The 5,611-nt window shown below is 61.5% G+C and carries 3 protein-coding genes; 1 reads left to right on the plus strand and 2 read right to left on the minus strand.

The features are described 5' to 3' along the window. The coding region (locus NW819_RS06145; protein WP_414413210.1) for a hypothetical protein at window positions 1–2,832 on the plus strand (2,832 nt) is incomplete at its 5' end. Window positions 2,833–2,876: 44 nt separating this feature from the next. Here NW819_RS06145 and NW819_RS06150 read toward each other — a convergent pair. After that, window positions 2,877–4,508, minus strand: a complete 1,632-nt coding sequence (locus NW819_RS06150) for an alpha-D-glucose phosphate-specific phosphoglucomutase (RefSeq protein ID WP_414413211.1) — start codon at window positions 4,506–4,508, stop codon at window positions 2,877–2,879. Between the two features lie 155 nt (window positions 4,509–4,663). After that, the coding region (arsJ, locus tag NW819_RS06155; protein WP_414413212.1) for an organoarsenical effux MFS transporter ArsJ at window positions 4,664–5,611 on the minus strand (948 nt) is incomplete at its 5' end.

Consider the following 5,611-nt stretch of genomic DNA (forward strand, 5'->3'; position numbering starts at 1 on the left):
TCCGTCCCGCTAACGCGATCGGAATCCAATGGCGAAAACCGGGCTACGGCCCAACTGCAAGGTGGAGCCGGTTCAGAGGCAAGGTTAAATCGGATCCCAGCTTCCCCCAAGACCATTCCTCCCCTGATCTCCCAAGCCGGTGGGAGCTTGGATTTGGGCGGTGTTGTGTTGGCAGATGCCGCCCCTGCGTCGGGGCTGACGGGATCCCCTCCAAGGGGAACGGAAGCCTTTATCCCCACCGCTGGCTCACCCCTGGCTCCTCAGCTGCTGGAGCGGTTCCCGCTCCTACAGGATCTGGGCACTGGTGCAGATGCCGTTTCAGCGGCAGAAAATCTTGGCACCGGCAGCCAGGGATCCCAGATTCGCCAGCAACTCTCGGCCACCGCGCAGTGGCAAATCCCCCTCGACCCGGATCAAATCAACGTGAGTGGGGATGTGCTCAGCTACATCGCCGAACAAGACCTGGGCATTGCCGAGGGGAACGCCTTGATCCAACTGGCTGACGGCACCCGCATCACCGGCGACCGGCTGCTGTTTTATCGGCGGGAGCGACGCCTGCGCAGCGAGGGCCCTTTTCGCATGGAGCAGCCCCCTGGCCCCCAAGGGCGGGGGATCCGGCAAATCGAAGGGCGAAATTTGGATCTGGATATCCCCGGTCGCACTGCCCAATTTGAGAGCTCGCTGGTCATTCTGCCGGGGGAGGAGCCGGGCACCAAGGTTTTTGTGCGCAGCCAAGAGACCACCGCCATTTTGGGGGATCAGATCTTTTTCGAGAAAGCCACCGTCACCACCTCGCCAGAGCCACCCATCACCCACTACGTGCAAGGGGATCGGGTGGAGGTGTTTCCCGATGACCGGGTGATCGTCTACGACGCCCGCGTGTTTGCCGGCGGCGAGCTGACAGAAGCAGGGGATCTGCGGGCAGGCCTGCAGATTGCCTATTTCCCCCTGTTCATCTACAGCCTGCGAGATCACCAATGGGTGCTGCCGGGGCGCAGCGAGACAGAGGGGGTGTTTGTCAAATCCAGTTGGGCCTACCGCTTCGACGAATACAACTTCGGCGGCCTGCGGCTGGATGCCATCCAGAAAAAAGGGGTGGGCATTGGTTTCTTGCATGACTACATCCTGCCCATCCCGGACAGTGTCAACTACGGGCGAGCCCAGTTTTACTTGGTTACCGAAGCCGACCAACAGCGCTTCTCCAGCCGTTTCCGCATCGACCACAACTTCGACTTCTACGCTGCCAACCTCTTTGGGCAGGAAGGCCAACTGCGGGGACAGCTCAACCTCAACCTGGACAACACCTACCGTCCTGCCGGCGGACGCAACGACAACGCCGATCTCCGCCTCAACGCCACCTTTCAGGGGGATCTCTCCACCACCACCCTCAACATCAGCCGCACCGGATCCCAGGAGCGGGGCATCTACAGCTTCCCCCTCACCCTCAGCCACATCCAGCGGTACGGGGGCGTGCACTGGCTGCAATCGGATCTCCGCTTGGACTACAACCAGCGGGTGAGCGTCAAAGATGGCCCCGACTTTGCCGATGCGCGGTTGACGCTGGGCACTCAACTGACCCCACCCGGCTGGGGAGGTACCTATCGCCTGGCCTACCGCGCCTACAGCAGTTCCAATGGCGACAACGAGCCGCGTCGCAACTTCGAGCTGGCCTTTAACCCCGACCTCGTTCGCATCACGCCAGATATTGCTCTCAGCAGCGCCCTCACTCTAACTCAAGAGCAACAGCCGGATCAGGAGGTGGGGGCGGGCCTCCACTTTTTCAATCGCTACGAGCTGCGCTCCAGCCTCCAGTTCAACGATATTCAACCGGCTCCCTGGATCACCTTCATGCCGGGTTCTATCGATTACACCCAAGTTCTCTACTCCACTCCCGACCAGGAGTCTACTGTCAGCCTCAACCCTCGCCTCAGCCTCAGACCTGCCGACTGGAATACCATCGACCTGCGCTACAGCCGCACCTTCTACGGCAACAATTCTGTGCCCTTCCAAACCCTCTCTACCAGCCCCAGAGATGTGGATCGCATCAATGCCAACATCAGCTTCTTTACGCCCCGCGATCTTCTGCCCAATGTCCCCCCAGGCTACATTGCCTTTGAAGATGACCTGCCCGGCGAGCTGCCGATAGCCCTGACCTTCCCCGACGATACCCCGGAGGATTTGGCAGCGATTGCCTCCCGCAACTTGCAGGAGCTGCAGGCAGAGGTGAAAAACCTGGTGCGCCTGGACACCAGCCTTGGCTACGACTTCATCACCCAGAAGTGGGATACCCTCAACGCCAACTTCACCTGGAGCACCGCCCCTGATCTGTTCAACATTCAGTTGCAGACGGCCTACGACCTCAACGAAGGGCAGTTGCAACCGATCCGTCTGGAATATCGGGGGCGCAGCAGCACCACGTTTAACCGGGATCAACGCTCCGGCCTGGAGGTGTATGAGCCGGGGATCAGCTATGCCCTGCAGGCGGTTTACGATCCCCGGTTGGGCCAGATCTCTACCTATGGCCTGGAGCTGGATGCCACTCTCGGCACGCAGTGGCAAAACCACTGGCGGCTCCGCCTGGGCCTGACGGAAGCAGGGATCCGCCGCGTGGAAGTCCGCCGCGACCTGCGGGATTTTGAGCTGCGCTTTGCCTACGATCCGGTGGCAGAGTCACTGCGCTTGGAAGGGATCCTGGTGGCTTTCCCCAGTCGCCCGGTGGGCCTCACCCAAGAGCGGGGAGATTTTCAACTGACCTCTCCCATCACCTCTCCTATCGGCACCTTTCTGCTCCGCGACGCCGACGCGACCGGCTGGGATGGCCTCAGGCCCTGATCCCCGCTTCCCTGGGAAGGCTCCCTGTCCACTGTTGCGGCGGGCTAGGTGATGACGTCTGGCTGCTGCCGACCGGTGCGGGCGCGAATCTGGGCAAGGTGATCGGCCAGTTGAATCTGTTCGGCCAAGGCCACTTGGGGATCCAGGCCATGCCGGGCGGGATCCGGCTCCAATCGCTCCAGGTACACCCGCAGGGTGGCTCCGTGGGTGCCGGTTCCAGAAAGCCGGTAGATGATGCGGGATCCATCCTCAAAGCCAATGCGGATCCCTTGGTGGCTGGTGGTGCTGCCGTCCACGGGATCGGTGTAGCTGAAGTCGTCAGCGTAGGCCACCAGCTGGGATCCCAGGCGCTGGCCCACCCACCTGGGCAGGGAGCGTCGCAAGTCTTCCATCAGCGCCTCGGCCACCTCCACCGGCAGTCCCTCGTAGTCGTGACGGGAGTAGACGTTGCGCCCATAGGTGCGCCAGTGCTCTTCCACGATCTGCCGCACCGGCTGCCGTCGAACGGCCAAAATGTTCAGCCAAAACAGGACGGCCCAGAGCCCGTCTTTTTCCCGGATGTGGTGAGATCCGGTGCCGAAGCTCTCTTCCCCGCAGAGGGTGACCTTGCCGGCATCCAGCAGGTTGCCGAAGAATTTCCAGCCGGTGGGGGTCTCGTAGCAAGGGATCCCCAACTTGGCCGCCACCCGATCTGCTGCCTGGCTGGTGGGCATGGAGCGGGCAATTCCCGCCAGCCCTTCTCGGTAGCCGGGTACCCGGTGGGCATTGGCTGCCAGCACTGCCAAGCTGTCGCTGGGGGTCACGTAAAATTGGCGGCCCAGGATCAGGTTGCGATCCCCATCCCCATCGGAAGCGGCCCCAAAGTCCGGCCCATCTTCCCGAAACAACAGTTCCACCAATGGGCGGGCATGCACCAGGTTGGGATCCGGGTGTCCGCCGCCAAAATCCGGCAGGGGCTGCCCGTTGAGCACACTGCCCTCTGGTGCTCCCAGGGATCCCTGCAAAATGGCGTGGGCATAGGGGCCGGTGACGGCGTGCATGGCGTCGAAGGCAATGCGGATCCCGGAAGCCAGGTAGTCGCGGATGGCCTCGAAATCGAACAGACGCTGCATCAGGCCCAAGTAATCGGCCACCGGGTCGATGACGGACACCGTGAGGGACCCCAGCCGTTGCTCGCCCAAGCGATCCAGATCGACATCGGGAGCTTCCAGGATGCGGTACTCCCGGATCTGCTGGGTGCGGGCGTAAATGGCCTCGGTCACCTTCTCCGGGGCAGGGCCACCGTTGCCGATGTTGTACTTGATGCCGAAATCCCCCTGGGGGCCGCCGGGGTTGTGGCTGGCGGAGAAGATGATCCCCCCGTAGGCGCCGTACTTGCGGATGAGACAGGAAACCGCCGGCGTGGAGAGGATCCCTCCTTGGCCCACCATGACTCGCCCGATGCCGTTGGCCGCCGCCATCTTGAGCAGGATCTGAATGGCCTCGCGGTTGTAGTAGCGGCCATCCCCCCCCACCACCAGGGTTTGGCCGGCGGATCCCTCTAGGACATCAAAAATGGATTGGACGAAGTTTTCCAGGTAGTGGGGCTGCTGAAACACCGATACCGGCTTGCGCAGGCCAGAGGTGCCGGGTCTCTGGCCGGGAAAGGGCGTCGTGGGAACAATGCGCAGGCTCATAGGCTGCCGGAAAAGCTGCTTGCTCCTCTACTATCTCATCGTTGGGCCTCTTGTTTGGGCTGAGTTGCATCGGCAGCGCAGACTTCTTTCCCTGCCCATCCATGTGTGGATTGGGTTGAGCGGACTGCATCATCTCGGCTGGTAGCCCTCCATCTTCAATCCCCTGGCTTAACCACCCACTCCACCGGGGTTTTGCTGGGATCCGGCAATTTCAACGAGAACAGCCCCGCCGCCAAGATCAAGAGGGTGGAAAACCAAAGACAGCCCTCCAATCCGTAGAACTGGAAGAGGATCCCAGAAGTTACCGTCCCCAACAGCCGCCCGCCGGAATTAGCCATGTAATAAAAGCCCACATTGAGGGCTACGTCGTCGTCTTCCGTGTAGGCCAGCACCAGGTAGGAATGCACTGCCGAATTGAAGGCAAAGACGATCCCGAACAGGATCAAGCCGCCGGTGATCACCAGCTCCGGTGCCAGCCCGGCCATGAAGGCTGTGGCAATGATCGCCGGCACCGCCGTCAGCACGAAGGTCCAAATCTGGATGGTGCGGGCCTTGGGAGCACGGCCAGGGCGACCCCCACCCAGCAGTTGCGGCGCTACAAACTGAATGAACCCATAGCCAATCACCCAGATGGCCATGTAACTGCCCACCTGCATAAAAGTCCAGCCCAGCTCGTCGTAGAGAAACACCGGCAGGGCCACCACAAACCACACATCCCGCGACCCAAACAGGAAAAAGCGAGCTGCCGAGAGGATGTTGATCTCTCTGCTCTTGGAAAACAGCCGCTTGAAGGGGATCTTGGCCTTGATTTTGCCCATGTCTGCAGGCAGCAGCGCCCCCGAACAGAAGATCAAAGCCAACGCCCCCGCCTGGACAAAGTTGGCCATGCGGAAGCCCATGGGATCCCCGTAGATTTCGGTGAAGATCTGCAGCAGGGCCGCTCCCACAAAGAACCCCACCCCCTTGAGGGCGTTTTTGGATCCCGTGAGCATAGCCACCCAACGAAACAGGCGGGATTCCGCTTCTTTGGGCACCACCAGGCGGATGGCGCTTTTGGAGCTCATCTTGGTGAGGTCTTTGGCGATCCCGGCCAGAGCTTGGGC

Source organism: Synechococcus sp. R8-2 (assembly GCF_047461715.1).
Taxonomy (GTDB): Bacteria; Cyanobacteriota; Cyanobacteriia; order Thermostichales; family Thermostichaceae; genus Thermostichus.